Origin of the sequence: Stenotrophomonas sp. FR010 (genome assembly GCF_047520755.2) — a bacterium.
In the GTDB taxonomy this organism is placed as follows: Bacteria; Pseudomonadota; Gammaproteobacteria; order Xanthomonadales; family Xanthomonadaceae; genus Stenotrophomonas; species Stenotrophomonas sepilia.
On the sequence record NZ_JAXBQT020000020.1, the window covers coordinates 64,802 to 89,737 of the forward strand.

A 24,936-nucleotide genomic window follows, 5' to 3' on the forward strand; every position below is an offset into this window, starting at 1 on the left:
GTGATGTATTAGGTTCCGGCCCTGAGCGTATCGACAATGGCCGGTCATTGCAGCATACCCCGCCGTAGGGAAAACGCGAAGAGGCCCCGAAGGGCCTCTTTGCTGGGTAGTGCCGGCCGCTGGCCGGCATCTGCGCTCGATACGCGATCCAGCGGATGCCGGCCAGCGACCGGCACTACCGCACCCCACAGGCGGGCCGCTTGCGTCAGCCCTGCTTGCGCACCGGTGCGCCGTTGGCCTTGTAGTACGGCGCGGTGCTGCGGGCCAGCGGGGTGCGGCCGCGGATCACGTCGGCCAGCTTCTCGGCCATCATGATGGTCGGCGCGTTGAGGTTGCCGGTCACCACCTGCGGCATGATCGAGGCATCGACGATGCGGAGGCCTTCCAGGCCGTGCACGCGACCCTGGCCATCGACCACCGCCATCGGATCATCGGCATGGCCCATCTTGTTCGAGCACGACGGGTGGTAGGCGGTCTCGGCATGCTCGCGCACGAATGCATCGATCTGCGCGTCGGTCTGCAGTGCACTGCCCGGCGAGATCTCGCGGCCGCTGTACGGGGCCAGCGCCGGCTGCGCGAAGATCTCGCGGGTGATGCGGATCGCCGCGCGGAATTCGCGCCAGTCCTGCTCGTGCGACATGTAGTTGAACAGGATGCTCGGATGTTCGCGCGGGTCCTTCGAGCGCACATGGATGCGGCCACGGCTGGGCGAGCGCATCGAGCCGACGTGCATCTGGAAGCTGTGCGCCTTGATCGGGTTGGAGCCGTTGTAGTTGATCGCCACCGGCAGGAAGTGGTACTGCAGGTTCGGCCAGTCGAACTCGGCGTCGCTGCGTATGAAGCCACCGGCCTCGAACTGGTTGCTGGCGCCGATGCCGGTGCCCAGGAACAGCCACTCGGCACCGATCGCCGGCTGGTTGTACAGCTTCAGCGCCGGCGCCAGCGACACCGGCTTCTTGCATTCGTACTGCAGGTACATCTCAAGGTGATCCTGCAGGTTGGCGCCGACGCCCGGCAGGTGATGCACCAGGTCGATGTCCAGGCTGCGCAGCAGGTCGGCCGGGCCGACGCCCGAGCGCTGCAGGATCTGCGGTGAGGCGATGGCGCCGCCGCACAGCAGCACCTCGCGGCGGGCGGTGGCACGCTGCGGCTGGTCGTGGTGCAGCCACTGCACGCCCACCGCGCGCTTGCCCGAGAACAGGATGCGGTCGGTCAGCGCGTGGGTGACGATGGTCAGGTTCGGGCGTGGCTTGGCCAGGTCCAGGTAGCCGCGGGCGGTGCTGGAACGACGGCCGTTCGGGGTCACCGTGCGGTCCATCGGGCCGAAGCCTTCCTGCTGGTAGCCGTTGAGGTCGTCGGTGCGCGGGTAGCCGGCCTGCACGCCGGCTTCGACCATCGCAGCGAACAGTTCGTTGTTGCCGGCCTTCGGCGTGGTCACGCGCAGCGGGCCGTCACCGCCGTGGTAGTCATTGGGGCCGATGTCGCGGGTTTCGGCCTTGCGGAAGTAGGGCAGGCAGTCCAGGTAGGTCCAGTCTTCCAGGCCCGGCATGCTGGCCCAGTTGTCGTAGTCCATCGCGTTGCCACGGATGTAGCACATGCCGTTGATCAGCGACGAGCCGCCCAGGCCCTTGCCGCGGCCGCAGTCCATGCGGCGGTTGTTCATGAAGGGCTCCGGATCGGTCTTGTACGCCCAGTTGTAGCGCTTGCCCTGCAGCGGGAAGGCCAGCGCCGCCGGCATCTGGGTACGGAAGTCGAGCCGGTAGTCCGGGCCACCGGCTTCCAGCAGCAGCACGCTGACATCGGCATCTTCGGTGAGGCGGGTCGCCAGCACGTTGCCGGCTGAACCGGCGCCGATGATGATGTAGTCGTACTCGTTATGGGTGCTCATGGGTGTCTCCTGCAGGCCGGGGCGCGCTGCATGCAGGCGTCCCGGCGGAATGTCGGATCGGCGCGGTGGCCGGACGATGGGGCGTGCTCGGGGCGCGCCGGTCAGAACACGCTGGCGTAGTCGCCCAGCTCGACCTGCACCGACTTGATGCGGGTGTAGTGGCCGAGGGTGGAGATACCGTTCTCGCGGCCGACGCCGGATTCCTTGTAGCCACCGACCGGCATTTCGGCCGGCGATTCACCCCAGGTGTTGATCCAGCAGACGCCGGCTTCCAGGCGATGGATGATGCGGTGGGCGCGGCTGATGTCCTTGCTGACCACGCCGGCGGCGAGGCCGAAGGTGGTGTCGTTGGCACGACGTACCACTTCGTCTTCGTCGTCATAGGCGAGGATGCTCATCACCGGCCCGAAGATCTCTTCCTTGACGATGGTCATGTCATCGCGGCAGTCGGAGAACACGGTCGGCAGCACGTAGGCACCCTGGGCCAGCGCGCCTTCGGTGGCACGGCCGCCGCCGGTCAGCAGACGGGCACCTTCGGCCTTGCCACTCTCGATGTAGCGCAGCACGTTTTCCATGTGCGGGAAGCTGGTCAGCGGGCCGAAGTTGGTCTCGGCGGCCATCGGGTCGCCGATGCGAATGCGCTTGACGCGCTCGACGACGGCCGCCTCGAATGCGGCCAGCATGCTGCGCGGCACGAACACGCGGGTGCCGTTGGTGCAGACCTGGCCGGAGCTGAAGAAGTTGGCCATCACCGCGATGTCGGCGGCGCGGTCCAGGTCGGCGTCGTCGCAGATCACCAGCGGCGACTTGCCGCCCAGCTCCATGGTCACTTCCTTCAGCGACGAGGACGCGGCACTGGCCATGACCTTCTTGCCGGTGGCGACGCCGCCGGTGAAGGAGATCTTTTCGATCACCGGGTGCTCGGTCAGCCACTGGCCGATCTCGCGGCCCGGGCCCTGCACGACGTTGAACACGCCGGCCGGCACGCCGGCTTCGGTGTAGATTTCGGCCAGCCGGATCGCGGTCAGCGGGGTCACTTCGGACGGCTTGAACACCATCGCGTTGCCCGCGGCCAGCGCCGGTGCCGACTTCCACATGGCGATCTGGATCGGGTAGTTCCATGCACCGATGCCGGCGACCACGCCCAGCGGCTCACGACGGGTGTAGAAGAAGCTCGATTCGCGCAGCGGCAACTGGATGCCTTCGATGGCGGTGGCCAGTCCCGCGTAGTACTCGACCACGTCGGCACCGGTGACGATGTCCACGGTGGTGGTCTCGGCCAGCGCCTTGCCGGTGTCCAGGGTTTCCAGGTGGGCCAGTTCGTCGTTGCGCTCGCGCAGGAGCTCGACGGCGCGGCGCAGGATGCGCGAGCGCTCCATGGCGGTCATCGCGGCCCACACCTTCTGGCCTTCGGCTGCGCTCTGCACGGCGCGTTCGACGTCGGCCTGGCTGGCGACCTGCACCTCGGCGATCACCTCGCCGGTGGCGGGGTTGATGGTCTTGAAGGTCTTGCCGCTGGTGGCATCGACGCGCTGGCCGTGGATGTAGAGCTGTTGGACGGGCAGGGTGGACATGGGGCGTACTCCTTGGAAGGGGGCGGGTGCTGAAGCGCTTATAGCGCGGCAGCCTGCAACTGGAAGTCGATGTAGCCGTAAGCGATGCGCCGGGACTTCTCGGCGTTGAACTGGCCGCCGACCAGGCTGCCGCGCAGCCATAGGCCATCAATCATCGCGGCCAGGCCGCGGGCGGCCAGGCGGGCCTGCGGATGGGGCAGCAGGCGGTTGAACTGGTGGCACAGGTTGGAGAACAGGCGCTGGTCGTTGGCGCGCTGCAGCCGGGCCAGTTCCGGCTGGTGCATGCTGGCGGCCCAGAAGGTGAGCCAGACGCGCATCGCGGTGCCGTTGATCTGGCTGTCGTCGAAGTTGCCATCGACGATGGCGCGCAGCTGCTCGCGCGGGTTGTCGCTGGCGTCGGCGCGGTAGCAGGCGACGGCGTCCTTCAGTTCGCGCAGGATCTGCCGCATTGCAGCATTGAGCAGGCCGTCCTTGTCGCCGAAGTAGTGGGCGACGATGCCGCTGGACAACCCCGCCTTCTTCGCGATGGTGGCGACGGTGGCATCGGCCATGCCGATCTCGTCGATGGTCTGGAAAGTGGCCCGGATCAGCTGTTCGCGCCGTACCGGTTCCACGCCTTTCTTCGGCATTGTCTCTCCACGGTTTGCGACCCGAAGGATCGGGCTGCCCGTCATTATACTTTTTATTGATTGAACGTTCAATCAATAAACCCTAGGATGCGCTCGCGCCCCACGCCATGGGCCCGGTTTACCGGTCCGGCCCCGCCCATGTGCTCCCTCGGACTTGATGAGACGACCGCATGTCTTCCCTGGCTCATCCCAAGCGTTCGCCCCTGCGCTTGAACCGTTTTGTGTTCCTCAGCTCCTCAGTGTCGATCGGCATCCTCGGGCTGCTCACCGTGCTCTATCCCGAAGGCAGCGAGCACTGGCTGCAATGGGCGCAGGCCGAGGTCTCGGCCGCGTTCGGCTGGTGGTACATGCTGCTGATCGTGCTGTGCCTGGGCTTCGTGCTGTGGCTGGCGTTCTCGCCGTACGGCCGCATCCGCCTGGGCCACAACGAAGAGTCACCGGCCTTTGGCTACGTTGCCTGGGTCTCGATGCTGTTCTCGGCCGGCATCGGCATCGCGCTGCTGTACTACGGCGCCTACGAGCCGCTGGATCATTTCCTCAATCCGCCCGGGCAGCCCGGCGGCACCGTGGCCGCCGGCCGCGAGGCGATGGTGCTGACCTTCCTGCACTGGGGCCTGCATGGCTGGGCGCTGTATGCGCTTGTCGGCGTGGCACTGGGCTATTTCGCCTATCGCCGGGACCTGCCGCTGGCGCTGCGCTCTGCGTTGTACCCGGTCTTCGGTGAGCGCATACATGGCCGCATCGGCGACATGGTCGATGGCTTCGGCATCCTGGCCACGCTGATCTCGATGGTGACCAACCTCGGCATCGGCGCCCTGGTGGTGCAGTCCGGCCTGGTCTACCTGTTCCACATTCCGGATACGCCGCAGGTGCTGGTGGCGATCGTGTTGGTGATGATGGTGGTGGCCACCATCGGCGTGGTCGCCGGCGTGGAAAAAGGCATTGCCTGGCTGTCCAACCTCAACGTGCGCCTGCTGTGTGGCCTGCTGCTGTTCGTGCTGGTCACCGGCCCGACCCTGCACCTGTTCGACGGCCTGATCCAGAACACCGGCGACTACCTCGGCGCGTTCGTGCGCAAGAGCTTCGACATGTACCTCAACGACCCCAAGGGCCGTGAGTGGATGGGGTCGTGGACGCTGTTCTACTGGGCGTGGTGGATCGCCTGGGCGCCGTTCGTCGGCCTTTTCGTGGCGCGCATCTCGCGCGGCCGCACCATCCGCGAAGTGATCTTGGGCGTGCTGCTGATCCCGCTCGGCTTCACCCTGGCCTGGCTGTCGATCTTCGGCAACACCGCCATCGACCTGGTGCTCAACCATGGCCAGGCGATCCTGGGTGACGTGGCCCAGCACGATGCAGCGATGACCTTGTTCAAGCTGCTGGAATACCTGCCTGCGGCGCCGTACGTGGCCGGTGCTGCGGTGGTGATCGGCTTCGTGCTGTTCCTGACCCCGGTCGACTCGGGCACGCTGATGATCGCCAACCTGTGCACGCGTCGCGTTGACGATGGCGTGGAAGATGGCCATGACGCGCCGATCTGGCTGCGCGTGTTCTGGGCTGTAGGCATCACTGTGGCCAGCGTTGGCCTGCTGCTGGCCGGCAATTTCAGCGCGATGCAGACCGCGGTGGTGCTGTGCGGCCTGCCGTTCTCGTTCACCCTGGCGTTCTACATGTGGGGCCTGTTGAAGGCCCTGCGCACCGACCCGGATGCGCCGCGCCGCTGAGCGCTTCTGTAGAGCCGAGCCCATGCTCGGCTGCTGTTGGCGCAGAAGCAGCCGAGCGCAGGCTCGGCTCTACAAGGGCATCGCAAACGCAAAGGGCCGGATCCGCAAGGATCCGGCCCTTTCCTCAATCGGGCGCAGCCGCGCCGTTACTTGCTGGCTAGCTGGCGCAGCACGTACTGCAGCAAGCCACCATGGCGGAAGTACTCGACTTCCTTCGGGGTCAGCAGCATTACCGAGACCTCAAAGGTCTTCTTCGTGCCATCGGCCCTGGTCGCGGTGACCGTGGCGCGCTTGCTGGCACCGTCCTGCAGGCCGGTGATGTCGATCACTTCCGAGCCGTCCAGGCCCAGCGTCTGTGCGTTCTCGCCGTTGCGGAACTGCAGCGGCAGCACGCCCATGCCGACCAGGTTGGAGCGGTGGATGCGTTCGAAGCTCTCGGCGATGACCGCCTTCACCCCCAGCAGCAGGGTGCCCTTGGCCGCCCAGTCACGCGACGAGCCGGTGCCGTATTCCTTGCCGGCCAGCACCACCAACGGCACCTTGTCGGCCTTGTACTTCATGGCCGCATCGTAGATCGCCAGCTTCTCCGGCTGGCCACCACCGGCCGGGTAGTACAGGGTGTTGCCGCCTTCCTCGCCACCGAACATCAGGTTCTTGATGCGGATGTTGGCGAAGGTGCCGCGGACCATCACGTCATCGTTGCCGCGACGGCTGCCGTAGCTGTTGAAGTCGGCCGGCTGCACGCCGCGCTCCTGCAGGAAGCGGCCTGCCGGCGAGTCCTTCTTGATGTTGCCGGCCGGGGAAATGTGGTCGGTGGTGATCGAGTCGCCGAACAGGCCCATCACGCGTGCGCCGTGCACGTCGTCGATGCTGCCGGTCTGCATGGTCATGCCATCGAAGTAGGGCGGGTTCTTGATGTAGGTGGAGGCGTCGCTCCACGCGTACAGGTTGCCGTCCGGCGAGGCGATGGTGTTCCAGCGGGTATCGCCCTTGAACACATCGGCGTAGTTCTGCTTGAACATCTCCGGGCCAATGGTGGCGGCGATGACGTCGCCGATTTCCTTGTTGCTCGGCCAGATGTCGCGCAGGAACACGGGCTGGCCGTCGCTGCCGGTGCCGAGCGGCTGGGTGGTCAGGTCGATGTCGGTGGTGCCGGCGATGGCATAGGCCACCACCAGCGGCGGGCTGGCCAGGTAGTTCATCTTCACTTCGGGGTGCACGCGGCCCTCGAAGTTGCGGTTGCCTGACAGCACCGAGGTCACCACCAGGTCGCCGGCGGCGATGCCGGCGCTGACTTCGGTCGGCAGCGGGCCGGAGTTGCCGATGCAGGTGGTGCAGCCGTAGCCGACCACGTAGAAGCCGATCTTCTCCAGCTCCTTCAGCACACCGGCCTTTTCCAGGTAGTCGGTGACCACGCGCGAGCCCGGGCCGAGCGAGGTCTTGACCCACGGCTGGCGGTTCAGGCCCTTGGCGGCCGCATTGCGGGCCAGCAGGCCGGCACCGATCATCACCGCCGGGTTGGAGGTGTTGGTGCACGAGGTGATGGCCGCGATCACCACCGCGCCATCCTTCAGCCGCACCTTGCGGCCTTCGATCTCGATGTCGGCAAAGCCCTTGGCCAGCTGCTCGTTGCCGACGGCGGCGCCGCCGCCTTCGTTGACGAAGGTGGCAACGTCCTCGCTGCGCTTGTCACGGTTGGCGGTCATGCCGACCAGCGCTTCGCGGTAGTTCTTCTGCACGTCTTCCAGCAGGACGCGGTCCTGCGGGCGCTTCGGGCCGGCCAGCGACGGCTTCACCGTGCCCATGTCCAGTTCCAGCGTGCTGCTGTACTGGGCGTGCGGGCTGCCCGGTTCGTGCCACAGGCCCTGCGCCTTGGCATAGGCCTCGACCAGGTTGATCTGCTCTTCGCTGCGACCGGACAGGCGCAGGTAGTTCAGCGATTCGGCGTCGATCGGGAAGATGCCGCAGGTGGCGCCGTATTCCGGGGCCATGTTGCCGATGGTGGCGCGGTCGGCCAGTGGCAGGTGCTGCAGGCCGTCACCGTAGAACTCGACGAACTTGCCGACCACGCCCAGCTTGCGCAGCATCTGGGTGACGGTCAGCACCAGGTCGGTGGCGGTGGCGCCTTCGGGCAGCTTGCCGGTCAGCTTGAAGCCGACGACCTGCGGAATCAGCATCGACGATGGCTGGCCGAGCATGGCGGCCTCGGCTTCGATGCCACCCACGCCCCAGCCGAGCACGCCGATGCCGTTGATCATGGTGGTATGGCTGTCGGTACCGAACACGGTATCGGGGTAGGCAATGTCCTTGCCATCCTTCTGCGCGGTCATCACCACGCGGGCCAGGTTCTCCAGGTTCACCTGGTGGACGATGCCGGTGTTGGGCGGCACCACCTTGAAGTTGTCGAAGGCCTTCTGTCCCCAGCGCAGGAAGCCGTAGCGTTCCTGGTTGCGCTGGAACTCAATCTTGCCGTTGAGGTCCAGCGCGTCGGGCTTTCCGAACACATCGACCTGCACCGAGTGGTCGATGACCAGTTCGGAGGGAATCTGCGGGTTGATCTGCTCCGGCTTGCCGCCGAGCTTGACGACGGCGTCGCGCATCGCGGCCAGGTCGACCACGCAGGGCACGCCAGTGAAGTCCTGCAGGACGACGCGCGCCGGCATGAAGGCGATCTCGGTGTCCGGCTCGGCCGCCGGGTTCCAGCGGGCCACGGCTTCGATGTGGTCCTTGCCGACAGTGATGCCGCCGTCCTCGTGCCGGAGCAGGTTCTCCAGCAGGATCTTCATCGAGTAGGGCAGGTGGGAGATATCGAAGCGCTGGCCCAGCGTGGGCAGGCTGAAGTAGTCGTAGGTCTTGCCACCGACGTTCAGCTGGCTGCGGGTGGAGAACGAATCGCTCATGCGGGGTAACTCCTTCTTGCGGATGGCTTGCAGTGGCCCGCGCATGGGCAGGCCTGCTTGCGGTGGCCGGCAGTCCGTGCCGCCGGGCAGAAGGCCAGTATCGCCGATGCCGTCGGGGCCGCAGAACTGCGGGCTCAGAACGCAAGGTTATAAATTCGTATGTAGTTTTCGTGTCATGGCGCCGCCGGACTTAGTGCGGGCTGACAGGCTCGAGGCAGTGCCGTATGGCGCCGGGGGACAGGTGGAGGGCAGCATGGGGGGGCTGCAGGCGCTGGGGGCGGAGCCGTGCTGAGCGATGGTCATCGTGGCGGTCGAGGCGTTCTTGACCGGGCACGGGGGGCGCGCCGCCGACGGGCAGCGCGCCAGTCAGTGGCGATCAGCCACCCAGGAACGGATTGCCGGTCTTGGCGGGAGCCGCGCCCTTGGATTTCACCTTGAGTACGTTGTCCTTGCCGAACTCAAAGACGGTCGATTCCTGCACGTTCTTTCCGAAGTGCTTGATCTTGGCGTAGTCGTAGTACCAGACCTGGGTGTCGCCAAGCTGCTCACGACGCGTCGGCGCTCCAAACTTCTCGCGGACCTGGTCCTGGGTCGCCTTGCCCACCTCCAGCTCGTCCAGTTGCTTCTGGGTGATCTCAGTGCCGGTGGTGTGGGCCGCGAACGGATTGGCGTGGGCCGGGCCTGCGGCCAGGGCCAGGGGGGTGGCCAGAGCCAGGGTCAGAATGAATGCGCGCATTGAACGTCCTTTTATGAGAGAGGGGGCGTGCGGTGCCGGAGTGTCCCGGCCCGGTACAGCGAGTGCTGCCCGGCCAGTCTAGCGGTCGAATGCGACTGATTCTGGTTCAAGGTCACAGTTCGCCCGATTTGAGGTGTTTACGTCAGGTATGTATAATTCATACATACTTTTTGAGGCCTACCCATGGAAGCCACCGTTGCAGAACGCGGACAGATCACCCTGCCCAAGGCGGTGCGCGATGCCCTCGGCCTGACCAAGGGCACGCTGCTGAAGGTCGAGCTGGACGGCAGCCGCATCATCCTGCGCAAGAGTGTTGACGATGCCATTTCACGGGCGCGCGGCAAGTTCGCGCTGGACGGCTTCGAGTCGTCCGATGCGGCAGTACGCGCGGTGCGCGACGAGGAATAAGCCGTGATGATCGCCGTCGATTCACCGGTACTGGTCGAACTGCTCAGCAATGGCCCGCAGGCCGATGCCGTGGAAGCCATCCTCCGGCAGAGCCTGGTCGGTGGCCGCGTGGTGGTCTGTGGCGCAACCCTCGCCGAAGTGTGCGCATCGCTGCGCGGTGGTGCCGAAGTGCTCGAAGCACTGGAAGAGATGGGCGTGCACTTCAACCCGATGGAGGCCAAGTCGGCGCTGCGCGCCGGCGAGATGCACCGCCGTCACCGTCAGCGCGGCGGCAGCCGTCGCAGCCTGGACGAATTCATGGTCGGCGCCCACGCACTGCTGCAGTGCGATGGCCTGATCACCTGGAACGACACGTTTTACCGCGACTACTTCAAGGGCCTGAAGCTGATCGTGCCGCACGCCTGAGCCCACTTTTGATTTTTCAACCTACGCATTACCCGGGAGTTGTCATGTTGGAAGCCTACCGCCACCACGTCGCCGAGCGCGCTGCGCTTGGCATCCCGCCGCTGCCGCTGAGCGCGCAGCAGACGGCTGATGTCATCGAACTGCTGAAGAACCCGCCGCAGGGCGAGGCCGAGTTCCTGCTCGACCTGCTGACCCACCGCGTGCCGGCCGGCGTCGATGACGCAGCCAAGGTCAAGGCATCGTACCTGGCGGCGATCGCCCTGGGCAGCGAGCAGAACCCGCTGATCAGCCGCGAGCGCGCCACCGAACTGCTGGGCACCATGCTCGGCGGCTACAACGTTGCGCCGCTGATCCAGCTGCTGGACGACGCCAGCGTCGGGGCTATCGCTGCCAATGGCCTGAAGAACACCCTGCTGGTGTTCGATGCGTTCCATGACGTGCAGGAGAAGGCGAAGGCCGGCAACGCCAACGCCCAGGCCGTGCTGCAGAGCTGGGCCGAGGCCGAGTGGTTCACCAGCAAGCCGGGAGTGCCGCAGAGCCTGACCATCACCGTGTTCAAGGTGCCGGGCGAAACCAACACCGACGACCTGTCGCCGGCACCGGACGCGACCACCCGCCCGGACATTCCGATGCACGCGCTGGCGATGCTGAAGAACAAGCGCGACGACGCGCCGTTCACCCCGGAAGAAGACGGCAAGCGCGGCCCGATCCAGCAGATCCTGTCGCTGAAGGACAAGGGCCACCTGGTCGCCTACGTCGGCGACGTGGTCGGCACCGGCTCCTCGCGCAAGTCGGCCACCAACAGCGTGCTGTGGTGGACCGGCGATGACATTCCGTACATCCCGAACAAGCGCGCTGGCGGCGTGTGCCTGGGCGGCAAGATCGCCCCGATCTTCTACAACACCATGGAAGATGCCGGTGCGCTGCCGATCGAGCTGGACGTGTCGAAGATGGAGCACGGCGATGTCATCGAGCTGCGTCCGTACGAAGGCAAGGCGCTGAAGAACGGCGAAGTGATCGCCGAGTTCCAGGTCAAGTCCGACGTGCTGTTCGACGAAGTGCGTGCCGGTGGCCGTATCCCGCTGATCATTGGCCGTGGTCTGACCGGCAAGGCGCGCGAAGCGCTGGGCCTGGCCCCGACCGACCTGTTCCGCCTGCCGGTGCAGCCGGCCGATACCGGCAAGGGCTTCTCGCTGGCACAGAAGATGGTCGGCCGTGCCTGTGGCCTGCCGGAAGGCCAGGGCATGCGCCCGGGCACCTACTGCGAGCCGAAGATGACCTCGGTCGGCTCGCAGGACACCACCGGCCCGATGACCCGTGACGAGCTGAAGGACCTGGCCTGCCTGGGCTTCTCGGCCGACCTGGTGATGCAGTCGTTCTGCCACACCGCCGCTTACCCGAAGCCGGTGGACGTCAAGACCCACCACACCCTGCCGGAGTTCATCTCCACCCGTGGCGGCGTTTCCCTGCGCCCGGGCGACGGCGTGATCCACAGCTGGCTCAACCGCATGCTGCTGCCGGACACCGTCGGTACCGGTGGTGATTCGCACACCCGTTTCCCGGTGGGTATTTCGTTCCCGGCCGGCTCGGGCCTGGTCGCCTTCGCTGCCGCCACCGGCGTGATGCCGCTGGACATGCCGGAGTCGGTGCTGGTGCGCTTCAAGGGCAAGATGCAGCCGGGCGTGACCCTGCGCGACCTGGTCAACGCGATCCCGCTGTACGCGATCAAGTCGGGCCTGCTGACCGTGGCCAAGGCGGGCAAGAAGAACATCTTCTCCGGCCGTATCCTGGAAATCGAAGGCCTGCCGGATCTGAAGGTCGAACAGGCGTTCGAACTGTCCGACGCCTCGGCCGAGCGTTCGGCGGCCGGTTGCTCGGTGCGCCTGAACAAGGAGCCGATCATCGAGTACCTGACCAGCAACATCACTCTGCTGAAGTGGATGATTGCCGAGGGTTACCAGGATCCGCGCTCGCTGCAGCGTCGCATCGAGAAGATGGAAGCGTGGCTGGCCAACCCGCAGCTGCTGGAGCCGGACGCGGACGCCGAGTACGCCGCCGTCATCGAGATCGACCTGGCCGACATCCACGAGCCGATCGTGGCCTGCCCGAACGACCCGGACGACGTGAAGACCCTGTCCGAAGTGGCCGGTGCCAAGATCGACGAGGTGTTCATCGGTTCGTGCATGACCAACATCGGCCACTTCCGCGCCGCTGCCAAGCTGCTGGAAGGCAAGCGTGACCTGCCGACCCGCCTGTGGGTGGCCCCGCCGACCAAGATGGACGCCTCGGAACTGACCAAGGAAGGCGTGTACGGCACCTTCGGTGCTACCGGCGCTCGTATGGAAATGCCGGGCTGCTCGCTGTGCATGGGCAACCAGGCGCAGATCCGCGAAGGTTCCACCGCGATGTCGACCTCGACCCGCAACTTCCCGAACCGTCTGGGCCGCAACACCAACGTGTACCTGGGTTCGGCGGAACTGGCGGCGATCTGCTCGCGTCTGGGCCGCATCCCGACCAAGGAGGAGTACATGGCGGACATCGGCGTGATCAACGCCAATGGTGCGGAGATCTACCGCTACATGAACTTCGACCAGATCGAGGAATACCAGGACGTGGCCAGCACGGTCGCTGCCTGATGCGGTAACGGAAAACCCCCGGCTCGCGCCGGGGGTTTTTTGTGAGCGGACGACGCATGGTAGTGCCGGCCGCTGGCCGGCATCCCGTTGAAATGAAAAACCCCCGGTGAGAGCCGGGTTTTTCATTGTGCCCGGCCAGGTGGCCTAGCCCATCCGCCTCGCAGTGAGGGCCTGCTCCTGGGCGAGGTCCTGCTGGGCGACCTGCTGTGCCTGCGAAATCTGCTCGGCCTTGGCGAGCGACTGTTCTACGGGCGTATTGACGGCCTCACTGATTGGAACCGACGCCCGCAGGTGTGCTGGATTGTCGAGCGCTCCCTGCACAACGAACATGCGAGATGCTGAGCCATCGCTGGGTGAATTGCCCAGTACAACATGATCGACGCGTTCCAGGCCGCTGCCCTTGGCCGCCGCAAGCAGGCCGGCCGTCACGCGCTCACTGGTTTCATCGAAGCTGCGCCCGTGCCTGGCATCCACGGTGGATACACCATCGCGAATCTGCCGGTAGAGCGCATGGTCTGGATGGCCTTCCTTCCTGGGATCCAGGCCTGCCTTGTCCAAGGTTGATTCAATGCTCTCCTGTAAAGGGTTCTTGGGAGAGAAAGCGGGATTGCTGAGAGAGGGCGAGCCCTTGCCGGTTGCATCCTGGATCAGCTGCTCCCCCGGCTTGAGCGCATTCTGGGCCCGCTGCTCCGCTTCAGCCTCGCGGCGGGCGTATGCACCGGCTTCCTCGACACCGCGCAGGAAATTGATACCGTCGCGCAGCAGACCGGGCCCGCCGCCGACAAGCACGGTCGCACCCGCACGCAGTTGATGAACATCACTGCGGTAGTCGGCAATCCGGCGCAGGTCCTCAGGATCCGTGACCCGCGCCTGTGGGTTGTCCAGTACAGATTGCACCGGACCCTTGTCGGTCATGCGATCAAGGAAATGAACCAATCGATGGGAATCGCCCAACTGGACCGCCACCGCGGCGGACATGACATGGCCGCTCTTCATCCCGGGTGTTCCGATCGAGGCGATGCGCTGGCCGTGCTCGGCGTTGCGCAGGATCTCCAGTTCCCTGGGCAGCGCATACATCTCGACCTTGCCGTAATGGGGACCGCCGGCACTGACCAGGTCGCCTGCCATCACATGGTTGGTGAAGGGTGCCGCGTTGGCTGGCTGGCCTTCAGGAAGGCGATATGCCAGCCCGGCGGCACCGTAGGGATTGAACGCGTCGCCGGGGAGGTTGTAGTGGTGTGCAGTGATCTGCGCGAGCGTGCCGCCGAGGGAGTGGCCGGTGACGTGTACCAGGCCATATCCATTTGCGTCAGCCAGCTCGATTGCCTGCTTGGTGAGCGCGAGGGCATCATCAATCTGCGCGTTGATTCTGGCGGTGACCATCGCCGCATCGATGCCGCCGTCAATCAGAGGCTGGCGATCAAACTCGGTACCGCGATGGGTGACGATTACTTCTTTGGATTCGAGATTATGGTAAATGACGCCTTGGTAGCCGGTGGCGGAGTTTAGGCTGGCCAATACACGATATTCCGTCCCGGCGATGGTAACAATGGCCTTGGGTTCAGGGAGCGGATCCTTGTAGACATGATCTGCGAGGGCTGCATTTGCTCGAGGATTCATTGGGCTGTTCCTTCAGTCCGTGTGGAGATTTCGATTGGGAAGTAATCCTCTCGCTTATCTTGAGACATCTTCTCGTACCAAGTCGAAGGCTCGGTAGGCGTCCACTCTGGCGATCCCCCTGAAGTCATGGGGCGTAAGGCGCGATGTACGTAATTAGTAGAGAGTTTCTCGGTTTCAAGCTTTGTGAATGAAGTCCATGCGGTTGCTTGGATACGGCGATCATCGATGATGAAGGGGAATGAAGCTTCCACGAGCACGGGTGTCCAAGTGCACGGGCCACGACCGTAATAATCGGCAACTTCCATGCCGTCGTTGAAAACAGCACTGCTGAATTCAGTTGCACTGAGGCGCTGTGCCTGAACCTCAACCTTGTGCTGGTTCGGCTCGTACTGCACCCCCTCCCAATTGTTGACCGGAGGGAGACAGAGTGGGTCTATCTCATACGTGACGAAGACCGAAGGAACGGGGACATCCACGGGTGCATCGTGGACCCGAATCACAATCGGCAGCGCATCCTTGGGCGCAGGATTCTCGCGATAGACCGGGAACGAGCGTTCCTTGCTGCAGCCCGCAGTGGCCAGTGTGATCAAAGCGATCATCGCAACATGAGCAAGGCTGGGGGCGGATTTCAGCATGAGCGGTCCATGTCGCTGCAGGATTGTCCTTGATCCTTGGAACACGCGGACTCATCACGAACGACGGCGCCATATCTGGGCAAATGCGACAGGTTGCGCAGTGGGTATTGCCCGTTACCCGGACCTCCCTCCCTGCGTACCCGAGCAGCGCGGCCTTGCGGGGTAACGTTCATCGGCGTTCCATTGCAGTGCGATACCTGACTATACGACCCGCTCCAGCCGCGCTCCAAGTCGGTGTCCTGCGGGCTCCCGGTCAACGCGCATGGCGTGCGGCAGGATCAAGCCTCGATCAGCGCCGTTGAAACATCAATGGTCGAAAGTGCTGGCGGCGGATCGGCAATCGAGCCTGACGTCTCTTGGAGGTGTCCAGCAGGGAGCGGAGCCGAGCGTGGGCTCGGCTCTACAGGGGCCTGTCAGCCGCGGGCGAGGGCGAGCAACCGCTCGGCGACCCGCTCCAGCGGCACCTGTTCCTCGGCCGCACCCAGCTTGAACGCGGCACCGGGCATGCCCCAGACCACGCTGGTCGCTTCGTCCTGCACCAGCGTTGGGGCGCCGGCCTGGCGCATTTCCAGCAGGCCGCGCGCACCGTCGTCACCCATGCCGGTGAGGATGGCACCGATGGCATTGCCACCGGCGCTCTGCGCGACCGAGCGGAACAGCACGTCCACCGCGGGCTTGTGCCGGTTCACCGCCGGGCCGTCGTCGATGCGGCAGCGCCAGCGCGCACCGTCGCGGATGATGCGCAGGTGCTTGCCGCCGGGTGGCAGGTAGGCGTGGCCGGGCAGTACTGCTTCGCCGTCGCTGGCCTCGCGCACGGCCATTGCCGAGTGGCGGTCCAGTCGCTCGGCGAAGGCGCTGCTGAAGCTGGCCGGCAGGTGCTGGGTCATCACCACGGCGGGTGCATCGGCAGGCATGCCTTCCAGCACCACGCGCAGCGCTTCGGTGCCACCGGCTGACGAGCCGATCGCGATCAAGCGGTCGGTGGTGCGGAACTGCGGCGAGGCAGCACGCATCGCCGGCGTTGCGTCCAGCGTGAGCTTGGGGGCGCTGGCACGCACCAGCGGGCGCACGCGCGAGCGCGCCGCCATCTTGACCTTGGCGATGATCTCCTCGGCATAGCCCTGCAGGCCACGGGCCACGTCCAGCTTGGGCTTGGAGACGAAATCCACGGCGCCCAGCGCCAGTGCCTGCAGGGTGGTGTCGGCGCCTCGCTCGGTCAGCGAGGAAATCATCACCACCGGCAGCGGATGCAGGCGCATCAGGTTTTCAAGGAACGCCAGCCCGTCCATGCGCGGCATTTCCACGTCGAGGGTGATCACGTCCGGGAGCAGGCGCTTGATCTTCTCGCGCGCCAACAGCGGGTCAGCCGCGGTGCCGACCACGTCGATGGCCGGGTCGCTGGACAGGATTTCCGTGAGCATCTGCCGCACGACGGCGGAGTCGTCGACGATCAGGACCCGGCAGGGGGCGTTGCCGGTGAAGGTCATTCGAACAGCTCCACGCCACCGGTGACCGGCGCCTTGGACAGGCGCGCACGCACCGCCGATTCGGTGGCGGCCACCTCGGCCTCATGCGCATGCGGCAGGCGCTGCACCACCACGCGGCCGGTATCGGCGAAGAACCAGATCTTGCGCGGATGGATGCCGCACAGGTCCTCGGCAATGATCGGAATGTGCTCGGCCTGAAGGTACTGGCGGACAAACTCGGCGTTGCGGGTGCCAACCGGGTTGCTGGTGAAGCCCTTCAGCACGTTGGCGCCACCGAACACCTTGGCCTCGATGCGCTTGCGGTGGGCACCACGCTTGAGCATGTCGTTGATCAGCAGTTCCATCGCGTAGCTGCCGTAGCGCGCGGGCGCGCCGTCACCGGCGTTGCCCTCGGGCAGCAGGAAGTGGTTCATGCCGCCGATCTTCAGCACCGGGTCGCGCAGGCAGGCGGCTACGCACGAGCCCAGCGTGGTGGTCAGCGCGGTGGTGTCATCGACCACCAGGTACTGGGTGGGCAGCAGCTTGGCGGCGATGGTCTGGAAGCGCGCATCCTGGTAGCGCATCACATCGTCGGTACGCAGCGAAGCATTCATGCGCCGGCCTTCGCCGCACGGCGGTACAGGGTGCGGCCGCAGGGCTGGATCAGGTCGGCGGCGTGCAGATAGTTCTCCGAATGGCCGGTGTAGAGCAGGCCGTCATCGGCCAGGTGCTGCACCAGACGGCCGAGGATCGCGCGCTGGGTCGGCTTGTCGAAGTAGATCATCACGTTGCGGCAGAACAGTGCGTCGAACGGGCCACCGACGTCGTAGCGCGGGGCGAGCAGGTTCAACGGGCGGAATTCGATCAGCTCGCGCAGCGCAGGCAGCACGCGGCACTGGCCCTCGTTGGGGCCGCTGCCACGCTGGAAGTAGCGGCGGCGCAGGTCTGGATCGAGGCTGGCGACGCGATCGATGTTGTAGACGCCGCGGCCGGCGGTGGCCAGCACCTGGGTATCGACGTCGGTGGCGATGATGCGTACCGGCGGCTTCAGGGTGCCAAAGGCCTCGCACGCGGTGATCGCCATCGAATAGGGCTCTTCGCCGGTGGACGCCGCGCACGACCACAGCAGCAACGGCGTGCGGCTGGAGCGCTGCTGCAGTTCTTCGCGCAGCTTGTCGAAGTGGTGCGGTTCGCGGAAGAACGAAGTCAGGTTGGTGGTCAGGGCGTTGGTGAACGCCTGCCACTCGTCACCGTCTTCCTGTTCCAGATGGTCCAGGTACTGCTGGAAGCTGCGCATGCCCAGCGTGCGCAGGCGGCGCGACAGGCGGCCATAGACCATGTCGCGCTTTGCCGGCGCAAGCGCAATGCCCACGCGCTGGTAGATCAGGTCGCAGACGCGGCGGAAATCACGGTCGGCGAACTCGAACTCGCGTGGGCCGGTAACGATGGGAGTAGGACTTTGCACGGGGGACGTGTCCATCGGCGGGGGCGGCGGCCGAAGCCGCCACGGGTGGGTCTCAGAATTCCTGCCAGTCGCTGTCGCTGGCGGCGAAGGTGCTGGCGTTGCTGCTGCGACGTGCCGGCGCGGGGGTGCTGGTCGGCTGCGGACGTGCCACGGTGGTGATGCGCGCCGGTTCCACGCGTTCGGCGACAGCCTTCACTGCGGCCGAGACCTGGTTGTCGAGCCGGAAGATCGCCACGGCATCGGCCAGCTGCGCCGCCTGGTCTTCCATCGCGCGTGCGGCGGCGGTGGCTTCCTCCACCAGCGCAGCGTTCTGCTGAGTGGTCTCGTCCATCTGCACCACGGTCTGGTTGACCTGCTCGATGCCGGCCGACTGTTCCTGCGAAGCAGCGGAAATCTCGGCCATGATGTCGGTCACGCGCTGCACCGAGGCGACGATCTCGCCCATGGTGCTGCCGGCCTGGCGGACCAGGCTGGAGCCCTCGGCAACCTTGCCGACCGAGTCGTCGATCAGGCCCTTGATCTCCTTGGCGGCAGCGGCCGAGCGCTGGGCGAGGGTGCGCACTTCGCTGGCGACCACGGCGAAGCCGCGGCCCTGTTCACCGGCACGCGCGGCTTCCACGGCGGCGTTCAGTGCCAGGATGTTGGTCTGGAACGCGATGCCGTCGATCACCGAGATGATCTCGGCAATCTTCTTCGACGAGGCTTCGATGGCGGACATGGTGGTGACCACCTGGCCGACCACTTCACCGCCCTGCGAGGCGACGCCGTGCGCGCCGATGGCCAGCTGGTTGGCCTGGCGGGCGTGCTCGGCGTTCTGGCGCACAGTGGAGGTCAGTTCCTCCATCGAGGCCGCGGTCTCTTCCAGATTGGCGGCCTGCTGCTCGGTCCGGCGCGACAGGTCGCTGTTGCCCGAGGCGATCTCGCCTGCGGCCAGGGTGATGCTGGAGGCGCTGGCCTGGATCTGGCCGACGATCTGGGTCAGCTGCGCGACCGTGGCGTTGGCATCGTCGCGCATGCGGGCGAACACGCCCTGGTAATCGCCGTGCATGCGCGCGGTCAGGTCGCCCTCGGCGATGGCCGACAGCAGCTGCGACAGCTTGCCGAGGTTGTCATCGCTGACCGCCATCATCGCGTTGAGGTTTTCCAGCATCAGGCGGAAATCGTGGTCGAAGCGCTGCGCATCGCCACGGCGGCTGAAGTCGCCGGCAGCGGCGGCGCTGGCCAACTGCTTGATCTCGGCGTTGATGCGGCCGAGGTTGGCCTTGACGGTGTCGACGGTGGTGGTCATCGCCGCCTTCTCGCCCGGGTAGCGGGCGATGTCGCGGCTCAGGTCACCGACCGCGTACTGTTGCACCACGTCCAGCACATCGTGCAGGGTCTGCACGTGGCTACCCACCAGGGCGTTGGTTTCCTGCACCATCAGCCCGTATTCGCCGGGGAAGGCGCTGGCGTCGATGCGGTAGCTGAGTTCGCCACCGTCGTGGCGGCGGGCCATTTCGCGCTGGCCGGTGATGACCGAATGCAACTGCTGCTGCATGCCGGCCATGGCGTCCAGCAGGCGACCGGTTTCATCGTGCGGCTGCGGGCCGATGTGGCTGTCGAGCTTGCCGGCGGCGATGCCTTCGGCGACGGCTGTGGCCTGCTTCAGCGGTACCGCGATGCGGTTGCCGATGACCCAGCTCAGGGCCAGTACGATCAGCACCAGGACGCCGCCGGAGACTGCCATGATGGCGGTGAACACCAGCGCCTGCTTCTGCACGTCGTCCATGTAGACGCCACTGCTGACCACCCAGTTCCACGGCGCGAACAGGCCGGCGTAGGCGACCTTCTCGACCTCGCCATTGCTGCCCGGCTTGGCCCAGCGGTAGCTGACGAAGCCGCCACCGGCCTTGGCCGCTTCGACCTGGTCGTAGTAGATGCGCACACCATCGTCGGTGCGGAAGTCCTTCATGTCCTTGCCGACCAGGTCCTTGCGGAACGGGTGCATCAGCAGCCGGTAGCCGGTGTCGTAGACGTTGAAATAGTAGGTATCGTTCTCTGCACGCATCACTTCCAGTGCCTGCAGCGCGGCGCGTTTGGCAGCCTCTTCGCTGAGTTCGCCGGTACCGGCCAGGCGGTGGTAGTGCTGGAGGATGCCGTAGCTCAGTTCGACCTGGGTCTTCAGTGCGGTCTTGCGGGTTTCGGTGAGATCCAGGTACTGCATGCGGGCGGCGATCACCGAGAGCGCGATCACGCCGAGCGCGATGAGCAGCGTCAGCAGGTTGAGCTTGCGCCGGACGGAAAGATTGCTGAAGTAGTGTTGCCAGCGATGCAGGAGATTCATCGAGCAGGACCCGGTTGAAGCAGGCGGGCGGCGCCGAGCCGGTCACGGCAGACAGACTGTGACAACCCCGTTATCGGCCGCGGAGGCGGGGCATTGAGGTGCGGTGTCGGAATGTATTCAGGTTTTTCCTGCAGCGGCGGCTGCGGCGCTGCCTGCGGCAGGCTGGTTTTGAAGCAACAGCAACAGCAACAGCGGCTGGTCGGCGCTGGATTGTCAGTAAGTGGCTGGGCCGGGGTGGGCAGGCAGGACACGCCGTAAACCCCCCTCCGGGGTCCGGCCCAGCCGCTGGCGGCTGGGCGTTCGGCCGCTTGCGAAGCAGTGCTTCGCAAGCAAAGCGCCCTCACCCTTGGGGGCTCGATGGCGCCTTGCTCGTGTGCGCAGTCCTGCGCACGCGGCAAGACCGGGGTTGGGCGTCCTGCCCAACCCGCCCGAGGCATGCCTCGGGCCCATGGCGCCAACGGTCCTGCCTGCCCACCCCGCCCCAGCCCTCCCGGCATTTCGGTGCCGGACGGAAAGAGCGTTGGATTTCCAGGTGAAAAGAGGGGTCAGATCCGTTTTCCTGCGGAAAACGGATCTGACCCCGGAAGTAATGCGGCTCTTGCTCTTCCTTCTTCAACCCGGGGTGGACGCGCACGGAAAGTGTCCGTGGCCGGGAGGGTGGGTTGCGCAGGGGTGTCCGCGGCATGGATGCCGCGGCCAAGCCCCCAAGGACGGGTTAACGGCGTCCCCTGCGCAACCCACCCTCCCGGCCCAAACGAAGGAAATCCGCAGCGCTTCGCGACCCACCCCGAGGGGCTTCGCCGTTGGCTGGATACCCGATACCCCGTAAACGAAAACGCCCCAGCACAGGGCCAGGGCGTTCTCGCAGATCAGGTCAGGCAGGCATCAGAATTCCTGCCAGTCCCCATCGGCCAGTTCGGTGGCCATCGGGCGACCACCCGCCGTGCGTCGGGCGGGCGGGGCAGCCGGAGCCGGTGCTGCCGGTGCAGCCGGACGCGGGGCCGGGGCAGCGGTGCGCGGCGGGGCAACCACGGTATCGGCTTCGTCCACCACGAAGATCGACACGGCCTCGCTGAGGTGACCGGCCTGTTCTTCCATCGCACGCGCGGCAGCAGTGGCTTCCTCCACCAGTGCGGCGTTCTGCTGGGTGGTCTCGTCCATCTGCACCACGGTCTGGTTGACCTGCTCGATGCCGGCGGACTGTTCCTGCGAGGCCGCGGAGATTTCGGCCATGATGTCGGTCACGCGCTGCACCGAGGCGACAATCTCGCCCATGGTGGCGCCGGCCTTGTGCACCAGCGCCGAGCCATCGTTGACCTTGCCGACCGAGTCGTCGATCAGGCCCTTGATCTCCTTGGCGGCGGCGGCCGAGCGCTGGGCGAGGGTGCGCACTTCGCTGGCAACCACGGCGAAGCCGCGGCCCTGTTCACCGGCACGCGCGGCTTCCACGGCGGCGTTCAGTGCCAGGATGTTGGTCTGGAACGCGATGCCGTCGATGACGCTGATGATTTCGGCGATCTTCTTCGACGAGGCTTCGATGGCGGACATGGTGGTGACCACCTGGCCGACGACCTCGCCACCCTGCGAGGCGACACCGTGCGCGCCGATGGCGAGCTGGTTGGCCTGGCGGGCGTGTTCGGCGTTCTGGCGCACGGTGGAGGTCAGTTCCTCCATCGAGGCCGCGGTTTCTTCCAGGTTCGCGGCCTGCTGCTCGGTCCGGCGCGACAGGTCGCTGTTGCCCGAGGCGATCTCGCCGGCGGCCGAACTGATCGCGCGGCTGGATTGCTTGATGCGGGTGACGATCTCGCTCAGCTGCGCGGCGGTGGCGTTGGCATCGTCACGCATGCGCGCGAACACGCCCTGGTAGTCGCCGTGCATGCGCACGGTCAGGTCGCCCTGCGACAGTGCCGCAAGCAGGCCGGAGATCTGCTCGATGCTGCCGGCGTTGGCGTCCAGCAGGCCGTTGATCTGCTGCGCCAGCTGCAGGAAGAAGCCTTCCTTGTCGGTGGCGTCAATGCGGCCGGACAGGTCGCCGGCGGCGGCCTGGGCGATCACGCGGGCCACTTCCGCTTCAACCTGCGCTTCCTGGGTACGGTCGCGCCATTCCACCACGTAGCCGACGGTGTCGCCGCCTTCATTGCGGATGGTCGACACCACCTGGGCGAACTGGGCATCGCCGTACTGCATCGGGCGACGCGCGACGCCGTGCGCCTTCAGGTTGCCCAGCAGGGTCTGGTCCATCTCGCCACGGTGCTCGAGCACGGTGACCGGCTTGCCGATCAGCGAGGCCTGGGCGTCGAAGTCCGGCAGGTCGCGGCGCACTTCGTCCTGGTACTGGCTCAGGGTCTGCTGCAGGGCGCGGTTGCTGTAGACGATGGTGTTGCTGGTGTCGGTCAGGTACACGCCGGTCGAGCTGTAGTCCAGCGCGGTGCGGATGCGCAGGTTCTCGCGGGCGACGGCCTGGTCGGTTTCGATGCGCTCGCGCAGGTCGCGCTGCATGCGCTGCATGGCCTGCATCAGTTCGCCCACTTCGTCCTGGCGGCTGACGTCGATATGGCCATCGAGCTTGCCACCGGCGACGTCGTTGGCGACCGAGACGGCGCCACGCACGCTGCCGACCAGTGCGCGTGCGAACAGCCACACCAGCACCAGGCCGAGCGCGGCGCCGCCCAGCAGGGCGATCACGGTCAGCACGGCCGAGGCGGAATAGGTGGAAGCGGCCTCTTCGCGCGAGGCGCGGGCGAGGCGGTTGTCTTCGGCGATCAGCGCTTCCAGCGCCGATGCAGCCTTGCGGTGCTTGGTACGGGTTTCGCCGACGAAGGTATCGATGGCGTCGTCCGGCAGGTCCAGTTCCAGCATCTCGGTGACGCTGTCATAGGACGCCAGGGCATCCTTCCATTCCTTGGCGAAGGTGTCGAACAGCTTCTTCTGTTGTGCGTTATCGACCAGCTTCGGATAGTCCTTGATCGACTTGTCCATGCTGGTGCGCAGGTCGACGGCCCGCTTGCGCGCATCGGCCTTGACGTCGTCGCTGGCGCGGATCAACTGCTGGTAGGCCGCATTGCGGTACTCGCCCAGCATGCCGCGCATCTCGCCGGCGAGGCGGATGCTTTCCATGCGTGAACCGGCCAGCTCGGTGGTGACGTTGTTCAGCGAATGCAGGCCGCGATAGGCGACGATGCCCTGCAGCAGCATCACCAGCAGGAGGACGCCGAAGGTCAGCAGCAGCTTCGGCATCAGTTTCAGGTTGTTGATCCACGGCATGGGCGTTGCGAGCTCCTAAGGCAGACGCGCCCGGGCATCGGGCCCGGTTGCAGCAGAAACCACGCCGGCACCAGGTCCGGCGTAGTTCGACGGACAGCGGATTACTTGATGTTGGCCAGCTTCAGCCCAGCCGGCGAGCTGACTTCGATTTCCGCGCGCGAGGCGTCGCGCTGGATCTTGCCGATCACGCAGACGGTCTTGCCTTCCAGGGTTTCCAGCGGGAAGGAGAACTTGCCGCGGTTCTCGCCGGCGATGCGGGCCGAGAAGGTGTGGCGCGGGAAGGCACCGCCCATGTACAGGAAGGTCGGCTGGCCTTCGGAACCTTCTGCGTAGCGGGCCTTTTCAACCTTGCCACAGACCATGCCGTCCTTGCCGACCGAACGCGGCGCCATTTCCGGCGGGATCATGTCGGCCGACTGGGCGAAAGCGGAGGTGGCGGTGGTGGCCAGGACAGCGGCCGAGACGAACGCAAACAGGGACTTCATCGAGGGTATCTCCGGGGATGGTAACGATCGGGCCGGTCCTGCGCGCTCCTGCGCGGCCGGCTTCTGTCCCCCTATCGGCACCGCCGAAGGGAACTGAAGGGTTTTGTGACTGGAACGTGAAGCAGTTCCGGTTGCTCAGGCGGCGACGTCTTCGGCGAGGCTGGCCTGGCCCATGTCGGCGCTGTCGAGCAGGGTCTCGATGTCCAGCAGGATCAGCATGCGATCGTCGTGGGTACCGATGCCGGAGATGAAGCGGGTATCGACGGCGGCGCCGAATTCCGGGGTCGGGCGGATCTGCTCGGCCGACAGCGGGATCACGTCGGAGACGCTGTCGACGACGATGCCGACCACGCGGTCTTCCACGTTCAGCACGATCATCACGGTGAAGGCGTCGTAGCGGGCGTTGTCCAGGCGCAGTTTCAGGCGCAGGTCGATCACCGGGACGATGGTGCCGCGCAGGTTGATCACGCCCTTGATGTAGTCCGGGGCATCCGGCACGCGGGTAACCGCATCATAGCCACGGATTTCCTGCACCTTGAGGATGTCCACGCCGTAGTGCTCGTCACCAAGCGTGAAGCTGAGGAATTCGCCACCGGTGCTGGCGGCGGAGCTGGTCTTGTCGTTCATCGAGGGGTCCTGGTTCTGCCGGAAGTCCCGGTGTCAGGCTCGATATCGGCCCCGCTGGGGGGGACTTTAGGTGCCCGGGGAAAGGCATCCACGCATGGCGTGGATCCACCGGAGATCGGTAGTGCCGGGCCTTAGAGCTCGCCGTTGCGGCGTG

18 protein-coding genes are annotated in these 24,936 nt (G+C 65.9%); 4 read left to right on the forward strand and 14 right to left on the reverse strand.

Annotated elements, in window-relative coordinates:
• Nucleotides 1-205: 205 nt before the first annotated feature.
• The 3 genes from betA to betI form a co-directional block, all read right to left on the reverse strand.
• The gene (betA, locus tag ACM0PK_RS16765; protein WP_072168986.1) at nucleotides 206-1,888 is read right to left on the reverse strand and encodes a choline dehydrogenase; all 1,683 of its coding nucleotides are present in this window, start codon (nucleotides 1,886-1,888) and stop codon (nucleotides 206-208) included.
• A gap of 101 nt (nucleotides 1,889-1,989) precedes the next feature.
• The gene (gene betB, locus ACM0PK_RS16770; protein ID WP_414607474.1) at nucleotides 1,990-3,462 is read right to left on the reverse strand and encodes a betaine-aldehyde dehydrogenase; all 1,473 of its coding nucleotides are present in this window, start codon (nucleotides 3,460-3,462) and stop codon (nucleotides 1,990-1,992) included.
• Between the two features lie 38 nt (nucleotides 3,463-3,500).
• Nucleotides 3,501-4,091, reverse strand: coding sequence for a transcriptional regulator BetI (gene betI / locus ACM0PK_RS16775; protein WP_414607473.1), 591 nt, complete (start codon nucleotides 4,089-4,091; stop codon nucleotides 3,501-3,503).
• Between the two features lie 170 nt (nucleotides 4,092-4,261).
• Between betI and ACM0PK_RS16780 the strand changes: the two genes are divergently transcribed.
• The gene (locus tag ACM0PK_RS16780) at nucleotides 4,262-5,812 is read left to right on the forward strand and encodes a BCCT family transporter (protein ID WP_134971669.1); all 1,551 of its coding nucleotides are present in this window, start codon (nucleotides 4,262-4,264) and stop codon (nucleotides 5,810-5,812) included.
• Nucleotides 5,813-5,958: 146 nt separating this feature from the next.
• Here the strand turns inward: ACM0PK_RS16780 and acnA are convergent, their stop codons facing one another.
• Nucleotides 5,959-8,712 carry an aconitate hydratase AcnA gene (gene acnA / locus ACM0PK_RS16785; RefSeq protein WP_414607472.1) on the reverse strand — a complete coding sequence of 918 codons (2,754 nt, stop codon included), beginning with the start codon at nucleotides 8,710-8,712 and terminating at the stop codon, nucleotides 5,959-5,961.
• A 376-nt stretch (nucleotides 8,713-9,088) separates the two neighbouring features.
• The gene (bamE, locus tag ACM0PK_RS16790) at nucleotides 9,089-9,448 is read right to left on the reverse strand and encodes an outer membrane protein assembly factor BamE domain-containing protein (protein WP_069138623.1); all 360 of its coding nucleotides are present in this window, start codon (nucleotides 9,446-9,448) and stop codon (nucleotides 9,089-9,091) included.
• Nucleotides 9,449-9,631: 183 nt separating this feature from the next.
• Here bamE and ACM0PK_RS16795 point away from each other — a divergent pair, with 183 nt between their 5' ends.
• From ACM0PK_RS16795 to acnB, 3 genes are read left to right on the forward strand one after another with little or no spacing between them, the layout of a single operon-like run.
• Nucleotides 9,632-9,856: an AbrB/MazE/SpoVT family DNA-binding domain-containing protein gene (locus ACM0PK_RS16795; RefSeq protein ID WP_005409505.1), complete on the forward strand. Its 225-nt coding sequence runs from the start codon at nucleotides 9,632-9,634 to the stop codon at nucleotides 9,854-9,856.
• A gap of 6 nt (nucleotides 9,857-9,862) precedes the next feature.
• Entirely contained in the window at nucleotides 9,863-10,261 is a 399-nt protein-coding gene (locus ACM0PK_RS16800; RefSeq protein ID WP_005416402.1) for a type II toxin-antitoxin system VapC family toxin, read from the forward strand.
• 44 nt (nucleotides 10,262-10,305) lie between these two features.
• The gene (acnB, locus tag ACM0PK_RS16805; RefSeq protein ID WP_414607471.1) at nucleotides 10,306-12,897 is read left to right on the forward strand and encodes a bifunctional aconitate hydratase 2/2-methylisocitrate dehydratase; all 2,592 of its coding nucleotides are present in this window, start codon (nucleotides 10,306-10,308) and stop codon (nucleotides 12,895-12,897) included.
• Nucleotides 12,898-13,041: 144 nt separating this feature from the next.
• Here the strand turns inward: acnB and ACM0PK_RS16810 are convergent, their stop codons facing one another.
• From ACM0PK_RS16810 to ACM0PK_RS16850, 9 genes are all read right to left on the reverse strand, one after another.
• Nucleotides 13,042-14,517 (reverse strand): XVIPCD domain-containing protein, encoded by a 1,476-nt coding sequence (locus ACM0PK_RS16810; RefSeq protein WP_414607470.1) that lies wholly within the window; start codon nucleotides 14,515-14,517, stop codon nucleotides 13,042-13,044.
• On the reverse strand, nucleotides 14,514-15,152 hold the full coding sequence (locus ACM0PK_RS16815; RefSeq protein WP_414607469.1) for a hypothetical protein: 639 nt from the start codon (nucleotides 15,150-15,152) through the stop codon (nucleotides 14,514-14,516). The genes ACM0PK_RS16810 and ACM0PK_RS16815 overlap by 4 nt, the downstream gene beginning before the upstream one ends.
• A 413-nt stretch (nucleotides 15,153-15,565) precedes the next feature.
• Entirely contained in the window at nucleotides 15,566-16,639 is a 1,074-nt protein-coding gene (locus ACM0PK_RS16820) for a protein-glutamate methylesterase/protein-glutamine glutaminase (protein ID WP_072168978.1), read from the reverse strand.
• The gene (gene cheD, locus ACM0PK_RS16825; RefSeq protein ID WP_014037083.1) at nucleotides 16,636-17,232 is read right to left on the reverse strand and encodes a chemoreceptor glutamine deamidase CheD; all 597 of its coding nucleotides are present in this window, start codon (nucleotides 17,230-17,232) and stop codon (nucleotides 16,636-16,638) included. The genes ACM0PK_RS16820 and cheD overlap by 4 nt, the downstream gene beginning before the upstream one ends.
• Nucleotides 17,229-18,098, reverse strand: coding sequence for a CheR family methyltransferase (locus tag ACM0PK_RS16830; RefSeq protein ID WP_049416359.1), 870 nt, complete (start codon nucleotides 18,096-18,098; stop codon nucleotides 17,229-17,231). Before ACM0PK_RS16830 ends, cheD begins: the two co-directional genes overlap by 4 nt.
• A gap of 37 nt (nucleotides 18,099-18,135) precedes the next feature.
• A complete protein-coding gene (locus ACM0PK_RS16835; RefSeq protein ID WP_414607468.1) occupies nucleotides 18,136-20,406 on the reverse strand; it encodes a methyl-accepting chemotaxis protein in 2,271 nt (756 codons plus the stop codon).
• 885 nt (nucleotides 20,407-21,291) lie between these two features.
• Entirely contained in the window at nucleotides 21,292-23,670 is a 2,379-nt protein-coding gene (locus ACM0PK_RS16840) for a methyl-accepting chemotaxis protein (RefSeq protein ID WP_154350720.1), read from the reverse strand.
• Nucleotides 23,671-23,771: 101 nt separating this feature from the next.
• Entirely contained in the window at nucleotides 23,772-24,155 is a 384-nt protein-coding gene (locus ACM0PK_RS16845) for a hypothetical protein (RefSeq protein WP_061480764.1), read from the reverse strand.
• 135 nt (nucleotides 24,156-24,290) lie between these two features.
• Nucleotides 24,291-24,782, reverse strand: coding sequence for a chemotaxis protein CheW (locus tag ACM0PK_RS16850; protein WP_075674548.1), 492 nt, complete (start codon nucleotides 24,780-24,782; stop codon nucleotides 24,291-24,293).
• Nucleotides 24,783-24,936: the final 154 nt, after the last annotated feature.

What these genes read in the sequence shown, in the direction of transcription:
- ACM0PK_RS16845 (WP_061480764.1), bottom strand. Translation starts at nt 24,155, where the DNA reads ATGAAGTCCCTGTTTGCGTTCGTCTCGGCCGCTGTCCTGGCCACCACC.
- acnB (WP_414607471.1), top strand. Translation starts at nt 10,306, where the DNA reads ATGTTGGAAGCCTACCGCCACCACGTCGCCGAGCGCGCTGCGCTTGGC.
- cheD (WP_014037083.1), bottom strand. Translation starts at nt 17,232, where the DNA reads ATGAATGCTTCGCTGCGTACCGACGATGTGATGCGCTACCAGGATGCG.
- ACM0PK_RS16835 (WP_414607468.1), bottom strand. Translation starts at nt 20,406, where the DNA reads ATGAATCTCCTGCATCGCTGGCAACACTACTTCAGCAATCTTTCCGTC.
- betA (WP_072168986.1), bottom strand. Translation starts at nt 1,888, where the DNA reads ATGAGCACCCATAACGAGTACGACTACATCATCATCGGCGCCGGTTCA.
- ACM0PK_RS16795 (WP_005409505.1), top strand. Translation starts at nt 9,632, where the DNA reads ATGGAAGCCACCGTTGCAGAACGCGGACAGATCACCCTGCCCAAGGCG.
- ACM0PK_RS16820 (WP_072168978.1), bottom strand. Translation starts at nt 16,639, where the DNA reads ATGACCTTCACCGGCAACGCCCCCTGCCGGGTCCTGATCGTCGACGAC.
- ACM0PK_RS16815 (WP_414607469.1), bottom strand. Translation starts at nt 15,152, where the DNA reads ATGCTGAAATCCGCCCCCAGCCTTGCTCATGTTGCGATGATCGCTTTG.
- ACM0PK_RS16800 (WP_005416402.1), top strand. Translation starts at nt 9,863, where the DNA reads ATGATCGCCGTCGATTCACCGGTACTGGTCGAACTGCTCAGCAATGGC.
- betB (WP_414607474.1), bottom strand. Translation starts at nt 3,462, where the DNA reads ATGTCCACCCTGCCCGTCCAACAGCTCTACATCCACGGCCAGCGCGTC.
- ACM0PK_RS16780 (WP_134971669.1), top strand. Translation starts at nt 4,262, where the DNA reads ATGTCTTCCCTGGCTCATCCCAAGCGTTCGCCCCTGCGCTTGAACCGT.
- ACM0PK_RS16840 (WP_154350720.1), bottom strand. Translation starts at nt 23,670, where the DNA reads ATGCCGTGGATCAACAACCTGAAACTGATGCCGAAGCTGCTGCTGACC.
- bamE (WP_069138623.1), bottom strand. Translation starts at nt 9,448, where the DNA reads ATGCGCGCATTCATTCTGACCCTGGCTCTGGCCACCCCCCTGGCCCTG.
- acnA (WP_414607472.1), bottom strand. Translation starts at nt 8,712, where the DNA reads ATGAGCGATTCGTTCTCCACCCGCAGCCAGCTGAACGTCGGTGGCAAG.
- ACM0PK_RS16850 (WP_075674548.1), bottom strand. Translation starts at nt 24,782, where the DNA reads ATGAACGACAAGACCAGCTCCGCCGCCAGCACCGGTGGCGAATTCCTC.
- betI (WP_414607473.1), bottom strand. Translation starts at nt 4,091, where the DNA reads ATGCCGAAGAAAGGCGTGGAACCGGTACGGCGCGAACAGCTGATCCGG.
- ACM0PK_RS16810 (WP_414607470.1), bottom strand. Translation starts at nt 14,517, where the DNA reads ATGAATCCTCGAGCAAATGCAGCCCTCGCAGATCATGTCTACAAGGAT.
- ACM0PK_RS16830 (WP_049416359.1), bottom strand. Translation starts at nt 18,098, where the DNA reads ATGGACACGTCCCCCGTGCAAAGTCCTACTCCCATCGTTACCGGCCCA.